The 19,961-nt window shown below is 45.4% G+C and carries 15 protein-coding genes and 1 pseudogene; 10 read left to right on the top strand and 6 right to left on the bottom strand.

The window, feature by feature from the left end:
* Positions 1-6: 6 nt before the first annotated feature.
* Positions 7-1,857, bottom strand: coding sequence for a methylmalonyl-CoA mutase small subunit (gene mutA / locus E5358_RS07775; RefSeq protein ID WP_135939664.1), 1,851 nt, complete (start codon positions 1,855-1,857; stop codon positions 7-9).
* Between the two features lie 900 nt (positions 1,858-2,757).
* Between mutA and rhuM the strand changes: the two are divergent.
* From rhuM to E5358_RS07740, 7 genes and pseudogenes are all read left to right on the top strand, one after another.
* Positions 2,758-3,473, top strand: a pseudogene (gene rhuM / locus E5358_RS07770) (RhuM family protein).
* 179 nt (positions 3,474-3,652) lie between these two features.
* Positions 3,653-6,358 (top strand): valine--tRNA ligase, encoded by a 2,706-nt coding sequence (locus E5358_RS07765; protein WP_135939663.1) that lies wholly within the window; start codon positions 3,653-3,655, stop codon positions 6,356-6,358.
* Between the two features lie 236 nt (positions 6,359-6,594).
* The gene (locus tag E5358_RS07760; RefSeq protein ID WP_135939662.1) at positions 6,595-8,085 is read left to right on the top strand and encodes a Sau3AI family type II restriction endonuclease; all 1,491 of its coding nucleotides are present in this window, start codon (positions 6,595-6,597) and stop codon (positions 8,083-8,085) included.
* Entirely contained in the window at positions 8,078-9,436 is a 1,359-nt protein-coding gene (gene dcm / locus E5358_RS07755; RefSeq protein WP_277821216.1) for a DNA (cytosine-5-)-methyltransferase, read from the top strand. The genes E5358_RS07760 and dcm overlap by 8 nt, the downstream gene beginning before the upstream one ends.
* Positions 9,437-9,556: 120 nt before the next feature.
* Entirely contained in the window at positions 9,557-9,928 is a 372-nt protein-coding gene (locus E5358_RS07750) for a thioesterase family protein (RefSeq protein ID WP_168354614.1), read from the top strand.
* A 60-nt stretch (positions 9,929-9,988) separates the two neighbouring features.
* Positions 9,989-10,594, top strand: a complete 606-nt coding sequence (locus E5358_RS07745; RefSeq protein WP_135939661.1) for a nitroreductase family protein — start codon at positions 9,989-9,991, stop codon at positions 10,592-10,594.
* Between the two features lie 50 nt (positions 10,595-10,644).
* Complete coding sequence (locus E5358_RS07740; protein WP_135939660.1) at positions 10,645-12,279, top strand: ATP-binding protein; 1,635 nt, start codon at positions 10,645-10,647, stop codon at positions 12,277-12,279.
* Between the two features lie 289 nt (positions 12,280-12,568).
* Here the strand turns inward: E5358_RS07740 and E5358_RS07735 are convergent, their stop codons facing one another.
* Complete coding sequence (locus tag E5358_RS07735; protein ID WP_135939659.1) at positions 12,569-14,596, bottom strand: alpha-amylase family glycosyl hydrolase; 2,028 nt, start codon at positions 14,594-14,596, stop codon at positions 12,569-12,571.
* A 96-nt stretch (positions 14,597-14,692) separates the two neighbouring features.
* Between E5358_RS07735 and E5358_RS07730 the strand changes: the two genes are divergently transcribed.
* The 3 genes from E5358_RS07730 to E5358_RS07720 are packed head-to-tail and all read left to right on the top strand — an operon-like array spanning position 14,693 to position 15,603.
* Positions 14,693-14,932, top strand: coding sequence for a hypothetical protein (locus E5358_RS07730; protein ID WP_135939658.1), 240 nt, complete (start codon positions 14,693-14,695; stop codon positions 14,930-14,932).
* A gap of 10 nt (positions 14,933-14,942) precedes the next feature.
* On the top strand, positions 14,943-15,248 hold the full coding sequence (locus tag E5358_RS07725; RefSeq protein ID WP_135939657.1) for a type II toxin-antitoxin system RelE/ParE family toxin: 306 nt from the start codon (positions 14,943-14,945) through the stop codon (positions 15,246-15,248).
* Between the two features lie 40 nt (positions 15,249-15,288).
* Positions 15,289-15,603 (top strand): helix-turn-helix domain-containing protein, encoded by a 315-nt coding sequence (locus tag E5358_RS07720; RefSeq protein WP_135939729.1) that lies wholly within the window; start codon positions 15,289-15,291, stop codon positions 15,601-15,603.
* Between the two features lie 132 nt (positions 15,604-15,735).
* On the opposite strand, the gene E5358_RS07715 is transcribed toward E5358_RS07720, so the two are convergent.
* From E5358_RS07715 to E5358_RS07700, 4 genes are all read right to left on the bottom strand, one after another.
* A complete protein-coding gene (locus E5358_RS07715) occupies positions 15,736-15,942 on the bottom strand; it encodes a hypothetical protein (protein WP_135939656.1) in 207 nt (68 codons plus the stop codon).
* Between the two features lie 549 nt (positions 15,943-16,491).
* On the bottom strand, positions 16,492-17,625 hold the full coding sequence (locus tag E5358_RS07710) for an OmpA family protein (protein WP_135939655.1): 1,134 nt from the start codon (positions 17,623-17,625) through the stop codon (positions 16,492-16,494).
* A gap of 17 nt (positions 17,626-17,642) precedes the next feature.
* A complete protein-coding gene (locus E5358_RS07705; protein WP_135939654.1) occupies positions 17,643-18,764 on the bottom strand; it encodes an Outer membrane protein SusF domain-containing protein in 1,122 nt (373 codons plus the stop codon).
* A 24-nt stretch (positions 18,765-18,788) separates the two neighbouring features.
* Positions 18,789-19,949, bottom strand: a complete 1,161-nt coding sequence (locus E5358_RS07700; protein WP_135939653.1) for a SusF/SusE family carbohydrate-binding protein — start codon at positions 19,947-19,949, stop codon at positions 18,789-18,791.
* Positions 19,950-19,961 lie beyond the last annotated feature (12 nt).

Raw genomic sequence — 19,961 nt, 5'->3', positions numbered from 1 at the left:
AATCGTTTAGATACCGAGTTTTGAGTTAAACATCTTCAAAGTCTCCAACTGGTTGACCTTGACATGGATAAAGTTCTCTATGCCTGCAGCCTTCAGTTCCTCGGCACATGCCGGAGCACCTGCAACGGCATAGATTGCGCGGTTGTCAAGATACTTGAACGCAGGAACAGCATACTCTGCATACTCGTCATCGCTTGAGCAGAGAACGACAATGTCCGCACCTGCCGCAACAGCTGCATCGACACCCTCCTCAACAGTCTTGAAGCCGAGGTTGTCAATAACTTTGTAGCCGGCAGCGGCAAGGAAGTTGCAAGAGAACTGTGCGCGTGCCTGACGCCATGCAAGGTTGCCGATAGTAACCATGAACGCAACAGGCTGCTTCTCAGCCTTTTCTGTAGCAAGACGAAGGTCCTCGAAGTCCGCAGCAAGGCGTGTAGCCTTGACAGCCTTCAGTGTGCCTTCCTCGCCACACTTGCCCTTACACTCATGAGCGAGAGGAGCCTTGCCCTCAGATGTCTCGATGAAATTAGGGAACTGGTTTGTGCCGAGGATAAACTCACGGCGCTGTGCAGCATGGAGATGACGCTTGTCGTTTGTGGCGTTGATGTCATCCTGCACTGTTCCGGCTTTTATGGCAGCGAGGAAACCGCCCTGCTCCTCTACGTTGAGGAATATCTTCCAAGCCTCTGTTGCGAGAGAAGAAGTGAGTTCCTCTATATAGTAAGAACCTGCTGACGGGTCAACGACAGTATCGAAATGGCACTCTTCCTTCAGGAGCAGCTGCTGGTTGCGTGCGATGCGCTCTGAGAAATCGTTTGGCTTCTCGTAAGCCGCGTCAAACGGTGTGACAACGATAGAGTGGACACCGGCAAGAGCCGCAGACATTGTCTCTGTCTGTGAACGAAGCATGTTCACATAAGCGTCAAAGACAGTCATGTTGTACTTTGTGGTCTCGGCATTAACAATCATCTTGCAAGCGCAGTCGCATGAAGGATTGTACTGCTTGACAATCTCTGCCCACAGAAGGCGTGCCGCACGGAACTTAGCAATCTCCATGAAATAGTTCTCGGAGATGCCCATGTTGAACTTGATTTTCTTTGCTGCGAGAGTAGCATCGACACCTGCCTCGACAAGCATCTGCAAGTACTCTGCGCCCCATGCGAGAGCGTAGCCCAGCTCCTGCACGATATATGCACCGGCATTGCTGAGAGCAACGGTATTGACTGCAATGACGCGGAAGTGAGGATAGTCCTTGACAGCCTCAACCAAAGGCTTCGCAAACTGAAGCACTCCCTCGACATCCTTGCCGCCGAGCATCTTCTCCATTGGGTCCCAATCAATTGAAGCGACAATCTTCTCCTTGTCATAACCCTTCTTCTCGAAGATGTCGACAAGCATCTGAGCAAGCTCAACAGAGTGACGCTTGCATGTAGTGAAGTTCAGCTCCACGCAGTCGCAGTAGATTCCCTCGAGCAGAGTCTCCACGTACTCACGGCTGAGCTGTGAGCCGCAGATGTGGAAACCAAGGGATGTGATGCCCTTGTTAAGCACATCGAGTGCCTTAGCGTTTGCTTCCGCGGCAGAGTCTGCCACGATGTTCTGACGCACATACCATTCGTTGTCGAGCTTCTTGTTGCCACGGACAAAAGGAAACTCGCCCGGCATAGCCTCCGGAGTCTGCAGCTTCTCCACATCTTCCTTGCGGTAGAATGGCTGCACATTGAAACCTTCGTTAGTCTTCCACACCAGACGCTTGTTGAAATCAGCGCCCTTCAGGTCAACCTGAATCTTGTCAAGCCATTCCTGACGTGACGGTGCGACAAACTCGCTGAAGAGTTTTTCGTTCTTTTTTGCCATAATTGTTGTTAAGTTTTATTATGTTATGTTGCGATGTCAATTCATTTTATTATGAACGCACGTAATATTTTGCAAATTTACAGATTATTTTCTAAATAGGAGAATCCTGCAACTAAATTTAACGCAAGAATAGCATTTATCTGTGATAAAACTTTGTTTTCCCCATACAACGACTGCATTTTTCTCCCGAAAATTCACACAACAGCAAAACACTCCACGCAAATTTCGAAGACCAACACTTATTGCCAAATTGTTGTATCATCTGCGTATATCTGCGAAATCTGCGTGACCACCAATTAGAAAACTCGCCCATTTTTTAACATAAACATTTTCCTCAAAATAAAATTCAACAACAATAATCGGAAAATGACAAAAATTCCACCTTCTCACCAACCGCCTATCAATCAACAAGATAACATTTTTCATTCTATCTTTATCACAACAAACAACTGCGATTGGTATCAATTCACAAGGCGATTGGTATTGATTTGCAGCACAAAAGGTTATGAATTGCATCGCGATTCGTTACCTTTCGCACCGCAAAGCGTTACCATTCGCATCATCTTTCGCCACACATGGGGTCGCAAACAGACATTTTCCATCTTCAAAAGCATAATCCCGCCCTTTCCAAGGGGCAATAATTAGAAAACTCACAAGTGTACTTTGCAAAAACTTTTCATCGAATTTTAACATTTCGTCCAATAAGAAAACAAATGCCGGAGCAGATTGCTTGTATTTTTAGTATGTTATTGATTTTCACTTACAAATATACAAAATATTTGCGAGATTACCAACTTTTTCGGGGACTTTCTTATCCCGAACTCGCGTTGTAAAATCGGGAGAAATACCTTTGTAAGGGGGGGGGGAGAAAAACCTCGCTCCGCATTCACAGATACAACTATGGCAGAAGAAAACAAAATAATACTATACCAAGACGATGACGAGATAACCCGCGTCTCAGTGCGTTTCGCCGATGAGGATTTGTGGTTAACACAAAATCAGTTAGCGGAAATATATTGCACTACAAAACAGAATATTAGCCAACATATTGACAACATATTAAAAGACGGGGAGTTGGAAGAAAATCGAACTGTAAAGAATTTCTTGCTACCGCTACAGATTACGACCCTCGCAGCAGCATGAAGAAATTATTCTTTGCCACTGTGCAGAACAAACTACATTATGCTGTCCATGAGAATACGGCAGCAGAGGTTATCTATCGTCGCGTGGACAACGAGAAACCGTTTGTTGGTATGACAAATTTCAAAGGGAATTATGTCACCAAAGACGATGTCAAGATAGCCAAGAACTATCTCTCAGAAATAGAATTGCAGCGCTTGAACCTTCTTGTGTCCGAATTCCTCGACTTTGCAGAGTTTCAGGCATTGGAAATGAATCCTATGACCATGAAAGATTGGATTGACGCGCTTGACAACCAGATTATTGCACACAAGCGTCAAGTGTTGGTTGGCAATGGAAGCATCTCGCATAAGGAAGCTATCGAAAAGGCAGAAAACGAGTTTGAGATTTATCGAAGACGCGAAATGAATCTGTTTGAAAGTGATTTTGACAAAGCAATAAAAAAATGGAAAGGTCAAAAAGGTTTCGGCAAATAGTATGAATGACTATTACATGAAGCGTTTGGTGTTAGTTTTGAAACAAGAATAACAGCTTTTTTCTTCACAATCTGAATGTTATTATTTTATAATAAACACCTATTTTGAAAAGCTATTCACAAAAAAATCATTAATTTTGTACCTCAAATTGGAAATTAAAAACAAATTATAAGAAGAAAATGGAATTAGCAAGCAAGTACAATCCGAAAGATGTGGAAGCGAAATGGTATCAGTACTGGACTGACCACAAGCTCTTTTCAAGCAAGCCTGACGGCAGAGAGCCGTACACGATAGTTATCCCTCCGCCTAATGTCACAGGCGTCCTGCACATGGGACACATGCTCAACAACACTATTCAGGACATCCTTATCCGCAAGGCGCGCCTTGACGGAAAGAACGCTTGTTGGGTTCCCGGCACTGACCATGCGTCCATCGCCACAGAGGCAAAGGTCGTCAACAAGCTCGCACAGCAGGGCATCAAGAAGCGCGACCTCACCCGTGAGCAGTTCCTTGAGCATGCTTGGGCATGGACAGAGGAGCATGGCGGCATCATCCTCAAGCAGCTTCGCAAGCTCGGAGCGTCATGCGACTGGGACCGCACTGCCTTCACACTCGACGAGAAGCGTTCGGAGTCTGTGATGAAAGTGTTTGTCGACCTTTACGAGAAGGGCTACATCTACCGTGGTCTGCGCATGGTAAACTGGGATTCGAAGGCACAGACTGTGCTCTCTACTGAGGAAGTTATCTACCGTGAGGAGAAGTCCAAGCTCTATCACTTGAAGTACTATGTTGCCGATGCCGACACCAATCCTGTCGTGCTGACAGGCGAAGAGGGCGAGGTTGTCCATAAGGACGAGAAGGGCTACTACGCCATTGTCGCAACGACACGTCCTGAGACAATCATGGGCGATACCGCTATGTGCATCAACCCTAAGGATGTGAAGAACCAGTGGCTGAAAGGTCATAAGGTTATTGTGCCTCTTGTCAACCGTGTTATCCCTGTAATCGAGGACCGCTATGTGGACATCGAGTTCGGAACAGGCTGTCTGAAGGTCACTCCGGCTCACGATGTGAACGACTATGCGTTGGGCAAGACTCACAATCTGGAGACTATTGACATCTTCAACCCTGACGGAACAATCTCCGAGGCAGGCGGTCTTTATGTCGGAATGGACCGTATGGTTGTCCGCAAGCAGATTGCCAAAGACCTCGAGGAGGCTGGCTTGATGGATCACATTGAGGATTATGACAACAAGGTTGGCTACTCCGAGCGCAACCAGGACACTGCCGTCGAGCCGCGTCTCTGCAAGCAGTGGTTCCTCTCCATGCAGCACATGGCGGACATAGCATTGCCACCGGTGCTGGAAGGAAAACTGAAATTCTATCCTACAAAGTACGTCACGACATACAAGAACTGGCTGGAGAACATCCAGGACTGGTGCATCTCACGCCAGTTGTGGTGGGGACACCGCATTCCGGCTTACTTCCTGCCTGAGACAGAGGACGGCAATGAGCGCTTTGTCGTGGCACTTACCGAGGAGGAAGCACTTGCAAAGGCAAAGGAGATCGACCCTTCAGTGACAATGGAGCAGCTCCGCCGCGACGAGGATGCTCTCGACACATGGTTCTCTTCATGGCTGTGGCCGGTATCACTCTTCGACGGTATCAACAATCCGGACAACGAGGAAATCAAGTACTACTACCCTACTTCCGACCTTGTGACAGGCCCGGACATCATCTTCTTCTGGGTTGCGCGCATGATTATGGCGGGATGCGAGTACATGAAGGACATTCCGTTCCGCAATGTATACTTCACCGGTATTGTGCGTGATAAGATTGGACGCAAGATGAGCAAGTCCCTCGGCAACTCTCCTGACGCTCTCGAACTTATCGAACGCTTCGGTGCCGACGGTGTGCGTATGGGAATGATGCTCGCTGCGCCTGCCAGCAACGACATTCTCTATGATGATGCGCTGTGCGCACAGGGTATGAACTTCTGCAACAAGATGTGGAACGCCTTCCGCCTTGTCAAAGGTTGGGAGGTTGCAGACATAGAGCAGCCTGAGAGCAACGCCAAGTCCATAGCATGGATGAACGCGAAAATCAAGGCTGACTATGCGGAAATCAATGACCATTTCAGCAAGTATCGTCTTAACGATGCACTGATGACAGCATTCAAACTGTTCACGGATGAGTTCTCCGGCTGGTACCTTGAAATGATTAAGCCTGCTTATCAGGCACCGATTGACCGCACAACTTACGAGGAGACTTTGACCATCTTCGACAAGCTCCTGCACGTCATCCATCCGTTCATGCCGTTCATCACCGAGGAATTGTGGCAGCATATCATCGACCGCAAGGACGGTGAGGCACTCATGGTGGATGTCTTCAAGCTCGATGCTCTCACCGACGAGGAGAAGACTCTCCTTGCACGCTACGAGACAGCGAAGCAGATTATCTCCGGAGTGCGTGGCGTAAGGCAGTCGAAGAACATCGCTCCGCGTGAGCCACTGACACTGGAGATTGTGGCAAACGAGGCAGATGCCGACACTGAGCTCAACACTATCATCAAGAAGATGGCGGGTCTTTCCGACATCAACTATGTACAGCAGAAGGGTGACGGCTCATCATCATTCATGATTGGCACACGCGAATATGCCGTTCCTCTTGGCGACCTCATCGACACAGAGGCGGAAATCGCCAAGGCAGAGGCAGAGCTCAAGCACCTTGAGGGCTTCCTCAACGGCATCCGCAAGAAGCTCTCCAACGAGCGTTTCGTGGCTAATGCCCCTGAGGCTGTTGTCGCTCTCGAGCGCAAGAAAGAGGCTGACTCTCTTGAAAAGATAGCCGCTCTGAAAGAGACAATCGCATCTTTGAGCAAGTAATCGTATCTATGCCATGCCTTCAACGCCTTCATTGGCGCAGGGCATGGCATAATTGTTTTAAACATCACACAGCCAAAGGTCTTAACCAATATAATTCCAAATCCATTAGCATTCAAATATGTGACTCTACACTGCTTTGCTAAAGTCTCAAAAGAAATAATTCCAAAGCAACCATGAATTTTAGAATATTTTCATTAACTTTGCATATCTGACATATTTTGATTTCATTGATACACATGCTTAAACAACTATACGATTCCAATGATGCGTCCTCCATATTCGGATATAGCGGATTGCTGCTTGGCAATACTCTTGCCGAAGCCGTTAAAAGAATAGACTCTTCATGCTGCATTCCTTTTGTAGAAAACAAAAGCAAGGGAAAACTTGGCAACCTTGTGGAAGAGTATTTCTTTGGATACAAACCAAATTCAGACCCTCGCCCGGACTTTCCTGAAGCAGGTGTAGAATTGAAAGTGACACCATTGGCGCAAAAGAAAAAAGGGTTGGCAATCAAAGAACGCCTTGTTATTGATATGATAGATTATGTCAACATAACGGACATTCAATTTGAGGATTCACTGCTTTGCAAGAAATTCCTTCTTATGCTCATCCTGTTTTATATACATGACAGTGGGGCGCAGTGGCAAGACATGCAGTTTGTATATAGCGTGCTTTGGGCAATAAAAGACAAAGACCTTGAAATCATCAAGCATGACTATTACACCATCATCGACAAAATAAAGGAAGGCAAGGCACATGAGATTTCTGAAAGTGACACATACTATCTTGCTGCTTGTACAAAAGGGAAAGACGGTTCATCTCTGAGAAGACAGCCATTCAGCAAGGTTCTTGCAAAGAGCAGAGCATTCTCGCTGAAAGCATCGTATATGCGCACTGTCCTCTCATTTGTTGCAAATTCCGGCAGCAATATGGCCACGAATACGGATGTGCAGCCAGAGTTTCCTCAGCTTGTCAGTGTTGAAGAACTTCGTGCCGACTCTTTCGAAAACATTATTAAAAGACGCTTCGAGCCATATTATGGCTTAGACTACATACAACTTTCTGAATATTTGGGAATGAGCATCAAAGCTGCGGACAAAAGCAAATACGCAAGAATTGCCAAGCACATACTCCGGAAAGGTCTGAAAGAATATAATGATGCAGAAGAAATCCGCAAAGCCGGAATTATCGCTAAGACTATCCGCATAGAAAAGAACGGTCGCATAAAGGAACATATGTCTTTTGAGAACATAGATTATCAAGAAATACACGAGACAGACGATTGGGAGAATTCTCGTTGGTATGAGATTGTTCATTCGAGAATGATGCTGATAGTTTTCCGACAGGAGGATTCTTATCGTGGTGGATGGGAAAAAGAAAAACGTTATGTGCTTGACAAAATAGTGTTCACATCATTGCCTGACACTGTCCTTGCCGAAGCCAAAGAATACTGGTGGAACATAAAAGAAAATGTGGAGAAGGACACACTTTATGACAATAATGAGGAAACACAAAAGGAGAAAAGAAACACATTCTGGCGATTATCAGACGGCAGACATTTCCACGTCCGCCCCAAAGCACAGACAAGCAGAGACATGACAGAAAGCCCGTTGACAGGCGAACAAGTGAAGAAAAAGTGTTACTGGCTTGACAACAAGTACTTGGCAAACGTTGTCAGACAGGCATATGGTGATGAATGGGAAAACAAATTTAGAAGTAATGGTTAAAGAAAGACAGTATAGCTTACCGGAAGAGGCAGATTTGCACATTGTCTGCGAACCTGTTGCAAGATATAGTGCGGCAACACATAAAAACTATCATGAGCAGGCACTTTTCTCAGCATGTATGCCAGAGAACAGTAATGAGACATCGGATGATGTCCGTGTTGTGGAATTGTTTGCAGGTGTCGGAGGTTTCAGAATAGGATTGGAACGCGCATCCAAACGTTTCAAGACTATCTGGAACAATCAATGGGAACCATCGACAAAGCGACAGGATGCCTCGCTGATATACAGCCGGCAGTTCGGAATCGAGGGACACAGCAATGAGGACATAAATACAGTGCCTACATCATGCATTCCGGAACACGACCTGCTTGTTGGAGGATTCCCCTGCCAAGACTATTCTGTTGCTACGACACTAAAAAACTCCGGTGGCATAGAGGGCAAGAAAGGTGTACTTTGGTGGCAAATATACCGCATTATTTCAGAAATGGTGAATCGTCCTAAATACCTGTTTTTCGAGAATGTCGACCGTCTGCTGAAATCTCCCGCTTCACAACGAGGCCGTGACTTTGGCATTATCCTCGCTTCATTGGCAGACCTGGACTATACAGTGGAGTGGCGCGTAATAAATGCGGCAGAATATGGTATGCCACAGCGCCGTCGCAGGACATATATCACAGGTTATCTTAACACGACGAAATTGGCACACAATATTTCTTCAGACCTGAAGACTATACTTTCAGACGGAATCTTCGCCCAATCGTTTCCGGCACAAGTGAAAGAGGGTTGCCATGTTTCTGAGTTCGCAATAAACGGAAATCTGGCTGAAATATCTGCTAATTTCAAGCATGAATTCCATAATGCAGGTGTCATCAAGGGACGTGATGTGACGACGGTTTCAGTTGTTCCCATATACGATGGTCCGGCACTGACGCTCGGAGAATTGATTCTGCCTGACAGCGAGGTGCCAAAGGAATTTTTCATTGATGACGAGACCCTTCCAAAATGGAAATATCTCAAAGGGGCAAAAAAAGAGACGCGTGTCACTGCCGATGGCTATGAATACAAATATTCAGAAGGAGCGATGGCATTCCCTGACAGTTTGGACAAGCCTTCCCGCACCATCATTACCGGCGAAGGAGGACAAGGTCCTTCGCGTTTCAAACATGTGATAAAGACCGATAGCGGTCGTTACAGACGACTGACCCCTATGGAACTTGAGCGCCTTAACATGTTCCCTGACAACCACACAAAGGGGGCATCAGACTTGCGAAGAGCTTTTTTGATGGGAAATGCCCTTGTGACAGGTATTGTGGAAAAAGTGGGACTTGTGCTTATCAGCAATATTGATTGAAATAAACAGTTATGCATCGCATTGACACTGACAAAATAACATTTCTAATGACATTACAAAAAAAATCAATAATCATTCAACTTGAACATTTGCGAAAGTTGAGCAATTACCAATACAACTATGATTGAAAAAGGATTGACCCACACATCGTGTCTCACAGTAAAGGAAAGTGACACTGCCATCGCACTGGGTTCGGGCGATATGCCGGTGCTTGCCACACCGCGGATGATGGCGTTAATGGAGAATGCCGCCATGCTTGCTGTCGCCGGCAGCCTGCAGGAAGGAGAGACAACAGTCGGAGGGCACATCGAATCAAGCCACCTATGCCCTACTCCGGTGGGCAAAGCAGTGGAGGCGACAGCACGGCTAACCAAGGTTGACGGCCGGAAACTGACATTTGAGATTGAGGCTTATTGCGACGGAACACTCTTGGGCAAAGGCTCGCATCTGCGATTCATTGTCAATCGCGAGAAATTCCTTGGCAGATTGTAAACCATTTCTCGGCAAGTTACATAAAGTTTCTTGACTGATTACAAACAAATACATAAACTTATGAAACACTCACTCACAACATTCCTCCTCGCACTGCTACTTGGTGCAAGTTCATGCACTGCCTCTTCAGATAAGACCACAACAGGAAAAAGCGAACAAAACGATACGGAAACCGTCATCAACAACATCATGTCACGCCGCAGCATACGGAAGTTTACACCGCAAACAGTGTCCCGCGACACACTGGACAGAATCATCGAATGCGGAATAAACGCTCCAAACGGCATGAATGCGCAGAACTATGAGGTGAAGGTCGTGGACGACCCGAAGTCGGCTGCTTACCTTTCGGAGAACCTCCGCGGACTGTACAAAGCACCGGTCTATCTGTTCATCGCCGCCAATGATGAGTACGACATGGCACAAATTGATTGCGGGCTGCTCTCAGAGAACATCTGCCTTGCCGCAACCGCCTACGGTCTGGGCACTATAAACCTCGGAATGCCTGTACGCTCCATGAAGGAAAAGTACGACATACTTGACAAACTCGGATTCAGTGCGCATTACAATCTCTGCCTTATCGTTGCCCTCGGTTTCCCTGACGAAGCTCCGAAAGCAAAGCCACGCAACAAAGACAAAGTGCAGTTTGTGAAAGTATTGGGAAAATAGGTTGCTGAGACAAACCAACAATCTGCAATTAGGAACAAACAAATCAGCGTATGAATCACGAGCATCAAACCATAGAATATAAATCTATCCAGAAAATACGTACAGGTGACAAAGGTTTCGCAAATCTTGCAGTTACCTGCGTTGCTTTTGCCAATGCGCAAGGAGGCAAGATATTTATTGGTTATGACGACAAGAGTCAAGCTCCGGAAACTGATGTCATGATTTCGCAGGAAGAAGCAAACAATGCTGTTACCAAACTGCGAAGCAGATGTTTTGATGTTATCCTTTCTGCATCAGAGATACTAATCGCAGATAATAACAGTCACTACTTTATCATCTACGTCAGTCCGACCATCAATTCGATAGCCTCTACTTCCGATGGAAAGTTTTACATCCGCATAGCAGACAAATGTGAGCCTGTTCATGGTCAGGATATGCTACGACTGGCTTCAGAGAAGCAAAGCATCCAATGGGAACTGATAACAACAGAAAACAGATTCCCTGATATAGACTCCTCCGTTGTCGCTTCTTTTTGTGAAAAGATACGGAAGTCCGAACGAGTGGCAAACCATATTAAGCAGATGAGCGACATAGAGATAGCCGAAAGCTACAATCTGGTGAACAACGGACTGTTGACTTATCTTGGCGTCCTATGGTTTGGAACACCTTCACAAAGAAGCCACATCGCTTATCCTATTACAGTCCAGTATATTGTTTATGACCAAACAGACAAGAAAATCCGCAAACGTGATTGGCACGACAATATGCAAGACCCGTTGGAAATGCTGCTTGACGTTGAGAAAGAAGCTGTTGAACTGACTTATTCCTACGAGTTCCCTAATGGATTGTTTCGCACTCAAATCAGACATTATAATTCAAAGGTCATTCGTGAATTATTGTTGAATGCTTTTGCACATAAGGCTTACACAATATCCGGAGATATAATGATTGAAGTTTATCCCGACCGTTTGGAAATAACCAATCCCGGCAGTCTTCCGTTGGGTGTTACAAAGGACAATATCCTTCATCAGCGCATAAGGCGCAATCCACACTTAATACGCATAATGCACGACCTCGGACTTATGGAGGGTGAAGGTTCGGGCTACGACTTAGTTTACGAATTGAACGCAAGGGATGCAAAGAAAAACCCTGTTGTGGAAAGCGAATATAACCAGACGAAGGTGACACAATACTCAGGAATTACTAATCCTGAGATTATCAGTTTGATTGACTATGCTGTAAACCATTACTCTTTATCACAGAAAAACATCATTGCATTGGGCATTGTAGCACAATTGCAGAAAGTGTTGTCAACAGAACTGTCCATACTATTACAATTGACAGAGGACGAAAGACTGAGGTCATACACCGACAATCTTGTCAAGCAAGGATTATTAGTAACGCGAGGCATAAAAAAGGGAAATGCTTTTCTCCTTAATCCCAAACTAATTACAGCAGCAAAGCTAAACCAGCCTACAACACTGAAGACTGTAGAACCACACACGCTTGAAGCACTGATAATAAAAGACTTGGAACTTCATCCAAACTCTTTGTTGGCAGACATTAACAGCAGATTGACTGATGCTGATTATAAAGAAGTAAGAAAGCTTGTTTATGATTTGGTCAAAAAAGGCAAGTTAACACCATCAGGTCCTAAAAGCCAGCGCCGATATAGTAACACATAAATGGTAAAAAAAAAAAGAATGAAAAAAGAATTGCAACTACAACCAACGACAAACTATTGATATACAGCTTTTTGCTTTTCTTCTGTTTCTTTTTTCGTTATTACTATTCTATAACTTTGCCAAAGTATTGGAGGAATAAGATACAAAAAATGTCAGGACAGTCACCCTTTTCGGGCACGCTGTCCTGACTTTTCATTTGCCTTTTGCAGCAAAATCGACTTACATTTTCTATATGGCAGCAGCTTATGGCATAATATTTATTACCGCTGTCCGTTGGTAAAAAAGAGACTTATCGTTTCAAATATTTCTTTCCACCGATTACATACAGACCTTTATCCAGCTTCTGCAGGACCTCTGACAATGCAGAACCATCAGGTATAGTATACAGCAGTCTGCCGTCAATGGAATAAACCTTCGTCGGAGAAGCCACTGTGCTTGTCACAACACCCTCGATGCCGGTCATTGTGTCCGTGATGTCCGTGACGGTATACTTGCCGTTTGTCATTGAAGTGGAGAGCACATAATACTTGTCTTCTGTGATAGGACCGATGTCCACTGTCTGCGGTTTGCCGCTGCCCTGGTTAAAGATAATATTGAAACTATAGTCAGCTGTGTTCACATCAAAAGACTGACTGTACCACTGCTTGCCATTGATTTCCGTTGTAGTGGTCATCTTTGTGCCGGGCCAGCTACCGAGCAATGACACAGAAGAGTCCCATGCATAGAAATACATGTCGCTCCATCCCGGGTTCTGCACATAGACAGTCGCCTTATGAGGCTCAAACATTTTTATTGTATAGTTGTATGTCACGGTGTTCTGCGGTGTTCCGTTCTTCAGCAAAGCCACTTTCAGGACAGTGGAAGCAGCAATGGTTATCACCGCACCGCTGTTCACTGCCGTGCTTGACGCTGTCGGTTCTGTGCCGTCGGTGGTGTAAACCAGTTGCGCACCCTTGTCTTCTGAGATGGCAGTGAGAGTGACATCGAAAGAGTTGCTGTAAGTGCCTGACGGTTTGCTTGCCCACGGTGACTCGACATTATTAGAGAGATAAATCTTGTAATTCTTGCCACTTGTGGCGAGAGTCATGCCATTTGTATTGTCCGGGGTATAGTTGCCGGTGACAAGATAGACATATTTTCCGTTGTCACCGTTAGTGCGAATCACATAGTATGCCGCACTGTTGCGGAGTTCGTTGACAGTGCTCTGGTTAGTGACGCCTGCAAGTCGGCGGGCATTAATCATCTGCTTTATCTCCTCCTTGTAGTCCTTCCAATGCTTGAGGAACACGCACGGCGTACCCGGAGAGCAGAGAAGATAAGCGTTTGCAGCCTCGATGTTGTTCTTGATAGGGTCGTTTGGCTCTGTCGCGCTTCTGTACTGAGTGTCGTGGTTCTCAACGAAAGTCACGGCATAGCGTGAGTAAGCATAATTGTCAACACGGTTCAAACCAGCCTTTGCAAGGTTGTTCCACACTCCACTGTTGCATGCGTCACGAACGATATAGCGCAGTGCGAAGTCGAAAGCGGCACTCTGTATAGCACCGTCAACCTTTGTTCCGTTCACCCAATTCTTCAGTGCACCGGTGTTTCCGTCCCAATATTCGCCCACGGAGAATTCCGCATTGGCAGCCTTGTTGTACTCTCCGGTGTAGGAAGCGGAGTAACCTTTCACCATGTCGTAACGGTAGCCGGCATATCCGAGGTCATTCTTCAGATACTGAATGTAGTTGATGATGTTCTTCCTTACGTTCTCACTCTTGTGGTCAAGGTCACGGCAACCGCTCCAATCCTCACCTGTGTCGTAATTTGCGCTTAGTGAGATGCCGTTATTCTTCGCCCATGTGGCTGTCTTTCCACCATCATCATTGGCAGTAATGTCGGTAGGATACATCGTCCACTGTGTGCCGTTGTATGTCTCTACAGGATAGTCCACCCACGAACCGCCAACGCCAAGATTGTTGCGGTGGTTGACAACAACATCGGCAATCACACCGACATTGTTCTTTCTGAACGTGGAAATCATGGAGCGCAACTGGCTTTCCGTACCGAAACTTGAATTCTGGTCGTAATAATAGACAGGCATGTAGCCCATGTTGTTCCAAGAAGAGTTGCAGTTTCCTGAGTTCGGCACCCATACAAGGTTGAAATATTCCGACAGTTCTTCAGCCTGTGACTCAAGGTTTGTCCACTGTGTGTCGGTGTAAGAGTCCCAGAAAAACCCTTGCAGCATCACCCCATTGTAGTTAGCGGGCCATCCCTGTGCCATCATTGCGACAGACACGAATGCCGATGCAAGTAGTGTTGATAGTCTTTTCATGTGCAGGTTTTTGTGTTAGTTATACATGTTTTTCTTGTTTTCTTTACAAAGTTAATGTATAATGCAGACATAAGTATGGATTAACATGTTATTTATATGAATAACTGTGTGCAACCGATTGCAAAGCCGGCAGCAAACCTCCGTCCTGCGAAAGATGGCACTTTACTTTACAAAATGTCGTTTTGGAGAAAACTGGGTGTATACCTGCGTTTTGACAACAAAAAACTTGCGTTACCCCACCCAACTACCGCCATTCGGCGAAAAATAAGAATAATGGAAAAAATAATCCATGATTTGTTTCCATATTGGGAACTTTTTATTATCTTTGCAGCATAAAATCATTATTATGGAATTAAATCCACGTTTCAAAGTCATACTCCTGCCGGACGTGCATGAGTATCTGGCAACCTTGACAGAAAAAGCCAGAAACAAAATTATCAGTAATGTCCGCAAGGCGACTTTGGTAATTGACCCTGAATTATTCAAGAAGTTAGGAGACACTGAGATATGGGAATTTCGCACACGATTCAATGGCATGACCTACAGACCACTTGCTTTTTGGGACGAAAACCAAAAGTCAATAGTTATCGCAACGCATGGATTTACAAAGAAAACTCAGAAGACTCCGCCAAATGAAATCAAACAGGCATAGAAGATTATGAATGAATATTATAAAGACAAAAAGAAATAATATGGAGCATAGAAACTATTATACACTGGAAGAGATTGAAGACGAATTCATCGGTAAGAAAGGGACAATCAAAAGAGATGAATATGAAGCTGACATAAAAGCATTCATGATAGGTGATGCAATAAAGAAAGCACGTTTATCAAAAAATATGACCCAACAGCAACTTGGCGAACTCATTGGTGTGCAACGAGCACAAATTTCAAAGATTGAGAGTGGAAAGAACCTCACTTTCGCCAATATAGTAAGGGTTTTCAAAGCTATGGGAGTCACAGCAAACCTTGACCTTGGAAGTTTAGGGAAAGTAGCACTTTATTAATCTAAACAGCCATTCCGCATCGCAATATTATACAATACGGAACATCAAAAGCTGTTTCAACAAACAGGCAACTCCCTTGTCCGACAACATATCAAGGACAAGGGAGTTGCTCTTTACATACCGGTACAATTATTATTTCTTGTCTCCCAGCTTCAGTTCCACGACAAACGCGACCAGCAAACCTATACCGCCAAAGAGCAGGACACTCGCTCCATAAAGCATGCCACTGACCTTGCGGCTACCGTCGCAGCCGCTGTGCTCCTTGCCGCATGCGGAATGGCATGCCTGCTCATCTATTGCGGTGACATGGTTCGAGAATACGCATCGGCTGTCAGCCACCCGGAGATTCGTGACATACCGGGACTATACTTCTATGCACTTTTCATCATGGCATTCATCCTTTGCCTGTTGTTTGACAACCTGATGAGGAAACTGTATTTCAATCGGCATTCCGGATAACCAAGCTGCAGTTTGCATAGTCCCAAGTGTTAAAAATCAGAATATAATAAGTGACACTATGAAAGGTAACCATTCGCATTGCAAAAGGTAACGCTTGACTTAATGAAAGGTAACGCTTTGCACAGTCAAGTGTTACCTTTCGTTATATCAACCATATTTTAACATCTGTTGGATTTTCAAGGTTACACAAACAGCGATTTGCCTGATGCTTTGCAAACATTTGTTCACGTTTGCTTACATATTGGCAAAAGGAATATAAGACCACCAACATTAAAAGCTGTTTCTTTCCCATATCACAAAGAAACAGCTTGGCATGATGCGACTGCATGAGAGACTTGCACCCGACCATTCCTGCACATTGTGAACAAAAAACACAGGAACGGCATCGCTTGATTGCCATTCCTGTGTTTGCATTAGTATAGGGAAAGTTTATTGCTCAGTGGCAACGATAATCACAAGACGGTTGTCATTGTTTGCAGCCTTAGGCTGTACTGTGTCGCCATAAGAGCTTACCTCAAGGCGTGAAGCGTCAATGCCATAAACGTCTGTGAGCTTCTTCGCTACATTGTCAGCACGCTTCTTTGCTATGCGGGCATTGATTTTGGCATTGCCAGTGCCCTTGTCAGCGTAGCCCTTGACGGTAGCGGTAGCTGTCGGATGAGCCTTGAGCCATTCGGCAGCCTCGGCGATTTTCTTGTTCTCAGCCTCTGTGCCCTCTGACTTGTTTATCTTGAAGAAGATTTCCTTCTGGGTTGTCTCCTTGACCTTGACTACCGGCTTCGGCTCTTCCTTCTTCTCGACAACAACAGGCTTCGGCTCTTCCCTTACCACCGGAGCTGGTTCGGGAGCAGGCTGCTCCACCTTCTTTTTCTTATGTCCGAACTTGTATGTTATGCCGATGAATGCCTGCACCTGCCAATCCACCTGGTCGTTGAACTTGAGGTTGTACTGGTCATTCTTGTAGTTGGCGTCAGCCTCGAACATGATTGAGAAGTTCTTGCTGAAGTTGTACTCCACCTGTGTGCCAAGGCGACCGTTGAAAGAAGCGTGCTTTGTGGCACATGACACCGGACCGTCATAATAGATGTTTGCATTCTTGACATTTGTGACGATAGCATCAAACTCATCATGCTTCCAAGAGTAGTTTACTCCAAAACCGGCAAGCAGGTTCCAGTTCCATGAGCGGTTGACACGCTTTGGGTTGATGATGTTTGTCATGTTCATCAGCAAGTCCAAATCTGCGGTCGCAGCATTGAATTTGTAAGGTGTATCCTGATTGATGAAACCATAACGGTCAGCCTTGAAGCCACCTTTGGTCTGATAACCCGTAACATCAATACGCGCACCAACATACTGATTGAAATAGCGTCCGAAATATACGCCGAACTGTGGAGTAATAAGGTCTGTGAAATTGTAATGGGTCAGAGTTGCCTGAGCACCACCTTTCACACCTATGAAGTTATGTCCACCCTCAGGGTCTACGACTGTCTCCTGAGCGTTGGCAGCAGTGGACATTCCGAGAAGGAATGCCACTGAAGCTGCTAATGATATAATCTTTTTCATAATCACAATGTTTTTAATTATTTGTAAAGAGCACCACCACCATTGAGATTAAGGTACAAGCGCTGTCCCGCCTTTACTTTCACACGAGTCTGGTCACCACCGTTGCCACGGAAATCAACCTCACCGGTCTCCAGTCCGATGAACTCCGACTGCCACCAGTCTGCTCCTGGGATTGAAACATGCATACGCACCTCATCATCTGCTATGAATTTAGGAGAAATGAACACACCATTCTCATCCTTAGGGAATGTGAACACTGCATCAGGATTTGCAGCATCCCATGAACCAAATGTATTACCGATAAGGTAAATCTCCGGTTTGTTGATAGTCACGGTACGTGCACCTTCCGTATTATCTACAATAAGCAAATACCATCCGGCATTGCCTACAACGATGTTGCCACCGCCAGAAGGATTCATGCCTGCATTGTCATCAATTATTGTAGCCTCAGTTCCGAAGTCATTGCCCCAATCAGCCTGTGGTGCGAACTTGAACTCCTCACCTTCATGCAGATAAATGATTCTCCAAGACATGGTAGGATGACCATAGACAGGAACCAAAGGGAGCCATGTGCCACCCCAGCCATAGTTGCTGCCGGTAAGGTAAAGGACAGGGTCTGTGTCATAAATATAGCCTACAGCAGGGACATTAGGAACAGCCATTGGTGTCACATTGATTTTGATGTCGCCGGTCTTAACACTTGTTGCGTATCCATTAACAACGAGATTAGCATAGACAGCTCCATCGAAATCATAAGGTACAGACTCAGCATCCTCCCCCAACACCTTGAGTACAGCTTCATTCAACTTACCAACAGTAGTAGTTCCGGAAGCATCAAGAGCTATAGTGGCAGGAGTGACACCGGTTGAGCCTGACGGTACGAGATTGATGTAACTGTCAACCATCTTTATGTCCTCTGCAACATCTCCCTGGAATGTGACCAAAGAGATATTGGCAGCCTCGTCCAGCTCACTGACATTGACCGAAGTAACTGCCGCCTGTGAGGTTATGTTTGGCAATACAACAGCACCCTCCGGGTCGTTATGCTGAGGTTCCGCCCAATCAGTATAGTCTTCGGTGCAGGCTGTAAAACACAGACCTGCCATACCGAGAGCCAATAACTTAGTTATATTTTTCATAATCTTAAAATCGTTTTTTTAGTTTTACTTAATCTCACCTTCGCCCTTGAAGAAGTTCAGATAGAGCCTTTGACCTGCATCACCTTTCACGCGGTCTTGGTCATCACCTGTTCCACGATATGCTATCTTACCTTTGAGAACAATGAACTCACTCTTCCACCAGTCATATCCAGGCACCTTGACATAAGCACGCACGCCATCACCGTCACCACCAGGAACGCTGCCGGCAAAAGCAGGAGAAACAAAATAGTCATCTTTCACCGTTGGTATCTCGCATGACCATCCTTCCTCAAGCTCAGCCCAGTTTCCATTGCCGACGATTGGTCCCATGAGCCAAACTTTTGCTTCATTGAACTGGACATCATACTTGATTTCACGTCCGTTAACAGATGTTGTCACAACCATCAAATACCATTTGCCACCGGCAACGCTTGTAGCAATGTTGCCTCCGGAGCTAACGATTTCATCCTTAAGGTCACCAGAGACAGTTATCTTATCATAACCGACATCGTTACTGTCCCAAGATTTGGCAGTGTTGAGCTTTATGCCTTCATCATCAAGCCATACCATTGTCCAAAGGACATCATTTGTACTATGCACATGAACCATTGTCAGGCAGTTATCCCATTTCCAATCGCAGAATTTGCCAATGACATAAACGTCGGAAGGAGCCTCTACCGGTGCGAGAGTGTATGCCAAATGAACATTGTTGAGAGCTATAGTGTTTGAAGTAATCGCTGTGCCCGGCACTTCTTCGTTCACAGAAAGAATCTTTGATGTCACGCGGAAATAGAGAGGAAGATCCAAAGGGAACTGTGCCTCTTCCATTCCTTCATTCTCAACCTTTGCAAGAGTCAGCGTGCTGGCAAGAGTCTTTGCATCAATTTCTATCACAGTGTTGTTGTATGTCTCGTCAAGAACGATGCTATTGCTCATGTCCGCATTAAACGAAACCTCTACAGAATATGTAGCACTGACAGGAAAGCCATAGTCCGGCTGTGAGCACTTAAGCACGATTTTCTCAGAGTTGGCAAGGTCAACAAGTTGGTTTGCCATAGGAGACTCATTAAGTACAAACGTTGTCGGAGTCTGCAAAGTCGGATTTGAGTCTCTGTCATCTTCACATGATGAAAGCACCATTGTCGCAGCAGCAAACATCATGATATATGAAAATATCTTTTTCATTATAGTATTCAT

The sequence above is a fragment of the Palleniella muris genome, from assembly GCF_004792655.1.
GTDB classification, from domain to species: domain Bacteria; phylum Bacteroidota; class Bacteroidia; order Bacteroidales; family Bacteroidaceae; genus Prevotella; species Prevotella muris_A.
The sequence above is the reverse complement of the archived record's forward strand: the minus strand, read 5'-3'. Positions and strand labels throughout refer to the sequence as shown.

Excerpts from the sequence above, each read along its gene's own strand:
- mutA (WP_135939664.1), bottom strand. The coding sequence starts at position 1,857 with ATGGCAAAAAAGAACGAAAAACTCTTCAGCGAGTTTGTCGCACCGTCA.
- E5358_RS07765 (WP_135939663.1), top strand. The coding sequence starts at position 3,653 with ATGGAATTAGCAAGCAAGTACAATCCGAAAGATGTGGAAGCGAAATGG.
- E5358_RS07760 (WP_135939662.1), top strand. The coding sequence starts at position 6,595 with ATGCTTAAACAACTATACGATTCCAATGATGCGTCCTCCATATTCGGA.
- dcm (WP_277821216.1), top strand. The coding sequence starts at position 8,078 with ATGGTTAAAGAAAGACAGTATAGCTTACCGGAAGAGGCAGATTTGCAC.
- E5358_RS07750 (WP_168354614.1), top strand. The coding sequence starts at position 9,557 with ATGATTGAAAAAGGATTGACCCACACATCGTGTCTCACAGTAAAGGAA.
- E5358_RS07745 (WP_135939661.1), top strand. The coding sequence starts at position 9,989 with ATGAAACACTCACTCACAACATTCCTCCTCGCACTGCTACTTGGTGCA.
- E5358_RS07740 (WP_135939660.1), top strand. The coding sequence starts at position 10,645 with ATGAATCACGAGCATCAAACCATAGAATATAAATCTATCCAGAAAATA.
- E5358_RS07735 (WP_135939659.1), bottom strand. The coding sequence starts at position 14,596 with ATGAAAAGACTATCAACACTACTTGCATCGGCATTCGTGTCTGTCGCA.
- E5358_RS07730 (WP_135939658.1), top strand. The coding sequence starts at position 14,693 with ATGAATAACTGTGTGCAACCGATTGCAAAGCCGGCAGCAAACCTCCGT.
- E5358_RS07725 (WP_135939657.1), top strand. The coding sequence starts at position 14,943 with ATGGAATTAAATCCACGTTTCAAAGTCATACTCCTGCCGGACGTGCAT.
- E5358_RS07720 (WP_135939729.1), top strand. The coding sequence starts at position 15,289 with ATGGAGCATAGAAACTATTATACACTGGAAGAGATTGAAGACGAATTC.
- E5358_RS07710 (WP_135939655.1), bottom strand. The coding sequence starts at position 17,625 with ATGAAAAAGATTATATCATTAGCAGCTTCAGTGGCATTCCTTCTCGGA.
- E5358_RS07705 (WP_135939654.1), bottom strand. The coding sequence starts at position 18,764 with ATGAAAAATATAACTAAGTTATTGGCTCTCGGTATGGCAGGTCTGTGT.
- E5358_RS07700 (WP_135939653.1), bottom strand. The coding sequence starts at position 19,949 with ATGAAAAAGATATTTTCATATATCATGATGTTTGCTGCTGCGACAATG.